Below are 2,587 nucleotides of genomic sequence, written 5' to 3' on the forward strand. Positions count from 1 at the left end.
GTAACGGCAGGATAAGGCAGTAAATCACTACCGATTAATTGTCTCGCTCCTTGTCCTAATGCTCCTGCATGGAGTAATTCTAAATTACCTTGTTTGCCAGGATAGTAAGCGTGATGGTGTCCGCTAATGTAGACTTGGAAATTATTTTTTTCTAAAAGTAGTCGCAACTTTTCGCCGTTGGCTAAATACTCTCCTGGCTTATTTTTAGTTTCGGCTACGGGATATAAAGGTAAATGTCCGATCGCAATCCGCGTATGGGCTTGTTGGGCGATCTTACTGTTGGATGTTTGCTCTAGCCAATTTAATTGTGATTCTGAGATGTTTTGGGTAGAGGCATCCCATACTAAGAAGAATATACCATTTTTGTGAAAACTATAGTAGAAGGGAAAGTCTCCGCGATCGACAAAATCCCAACCTAATTCTGCTTGATGTTTTGACCAGTAAGCTCTAGCAAGATCTCGTTCTCCTTGAAAAACAAAGCGGTTATTTTTGATTGCTCCCGAACCATCGTGATTGCCAATAGTAAAGCCAAAAGGGATTTGTTGTTGTCTGAGAGGTGCAGCAATCTGGCGATCGAATGAAGACCACATAGCCTGAATTTGAGATTTCGTTAACGAGGCTTTTTGCCCCGCGATCGCATCTCCCCCACACAAAACTAGATCGGGTTGCCATTGAGGCATTAAGGCGATCGCATTTTTGACTTCAGGCTCGTATTCTGTCGAACCATACTGACTGTTGAGATCGCTGATCGTCACAATTCTAAAATCTTGATGAGGAGGGAGGTATATAGACTGACTTTCTGCTAAGGATTTTATTTGACTAACTCGATCGCTATTACAAATAATACAGAAACTCCAAACTAGCCCGAACAAAATTAGCCAGATATAACGTTTTAAATTCAACATCAATCGCCATAGATTTGGGTAGTTTTAATTTATTTTTGCACTCCTAAAAGTTCTTTTTGTACTTTTGACTCGATCGCTACTTGACTGCTATAAACTTTCTTAACTCCTTGAACTTCCATGGCTAAATTTTCCATTCTTCTCAAAATATCGCGATTGGATATTTTACCTTTCAAGATAATTGCATCGTCTTCTTGAGCGACATAAACAGTCGAGATTTCACCTAAAACTGGATCTTTTTGGAATTCTTTGGCTACTCGTTCTGCTATACCACTCAGACTAAATTCGCCATTGATACCAATTCGTTCGTTAGGAATCATTGCCGCTTGAATATTATTAGTTTTATTATACAGAAAATAGAGAGAAAGAATAATAAATGGTAGGGATATTAACCAAGTTAAAATAGTCACCCAAAGAAACTTATTAATCCCAGCAATACTTTTTTTGATTTTTGGTAGCTCTTGTTGATTATTTTGCAATTTACTACGTAAATTACCAATTTCTTCTTGCTGTTGTCGAGAAATAAGTTGCAAACTAGAAAGAGTTTTTTGTGGTTGAAAAGGAGTCTGCCTGGAGCGAGACATGGGACGAGATCTTTGCTGTATAGTCCCTTGAAATTTATTTAAAACTACTCCTGAATCAGTATAAATCAAAAGCTTTTCTAATAAGCCAGGGGAAATTTGAGTATATCCTTTGTTGACATTGCGAATTACCCCTGCAATATCTTGAATTCCAGAATCTTTTAATAAATAACCCTTTGCTCCCATCGCCAAGGATTTAGTAATATATTCATCAGTATCATAAGAACTAAGAATTACAACTTTAGTATTAGAAAACTTGCGAGAAATCTCTTGAGTAGCAGTTGCCCCGTCTAAACCAGGCATTTCCATATTCATTACTACCAGATCTGGATTAAGTTGTTCTACTAATTGAATCGCTGCCAGACCATTATTTGCAGTTCCCACAATATTTATATCTTCCTCTGGTTGGAGAGCAACTTTCAAAGCTTCCCTTACCATTTTTTGATCGTCAACCAATAAGATGCGAATCGTATTCATTTAAAAATAAAGTTACCAATAGATTTACCAAATACCAAAGTAATAAAAATATTTGCTTGGTATTGGCTATTACTTATATATAATTACTTACGATTTTTTAAAATGTCAGTGCCTTTACCTAATCTTTACTTCTTGATTAAGCTTTGCTTGATAAAATCTATCTAGGAGCAAAGCACAAATAATTCTCCATAAGTACTTATCTAATTAAGTCGATCGCCTGAATTAAGATCGAACCAATGAGTCTTATTTGGATCTAAGGTAATAGAAATTATTCGATCTTGCCAGTCTTCGCTACCCGATAATAAAGCTCTAATTGTGGTTTGAGAATTGTTTATTTTAATACTAACTAAATTTTCTTTGCCTAATTGTTCGACTAAATATACTTTTCCCGTTATGGTTGCTGCCTTTTCTCCATCAGCCAAATCAACATCTTCAGGGCGAATTCCCAGAACTACTTTATCTAATTTATCTAATTGTAGTTGTTTGGGTAACTCGATCCGATATTTTCCTAAAATAGCCTGGTTATTTTCGCAAATTAAGTTTAAAAGATTCATTTGAGGGCTACCAACAAAACTAGCCACAAAAATATTTGCTGGATGGGAATAAATACGACTGGGAGGATCTAAC

Annotated in this window: 3 protein-coding genes; all 3 read right to left on the minus strand. The window is 36.3% G+C overall.

The genetic code is table 11. The features are described 5' to 3' along the window. A partial coding sequence (locus tag AC33VI_RS22510) for a metallophosphoesterase family protein (RefSeq protein WP_491784503.1) occupies nt 1-905 on the minus strand: 905 nt, incomplete at its 3' end. A gap of 29 nt (nt 906-934) precedes the next feature. Then, nucleotides 935-1,960 (minus strand): response regulator, encoded by a 1,026-nt coding sequence (locus AC33VI_RS22515; protein ID WP_491784504.1) that lies wholly within the window; start codon nt 1,958-1,960, stop codon nt 935-937. Between the two features lie 200 nt (nt 1,961-2,160). Further along, the coding region (locus AC33VI_RS22520) for a TOBE domain-containing protein (RefSeq protein ID WP_491784505.1) at nt 2,161-2,587 on the minus strand (427 nt) is incomplete at its 5' end.

This window comes from Waterburya sp. (assembly GCF_058530065.1).

Coding starts and splice junctions, on each gene's coding strand:
- AC33VI_RS22515 (WP_491784504.1), bottom strand. CDS start 1,960: ATGAATACGATTCGCATCTTATTGGTTGACGATCAAAAAATGGTAAGG.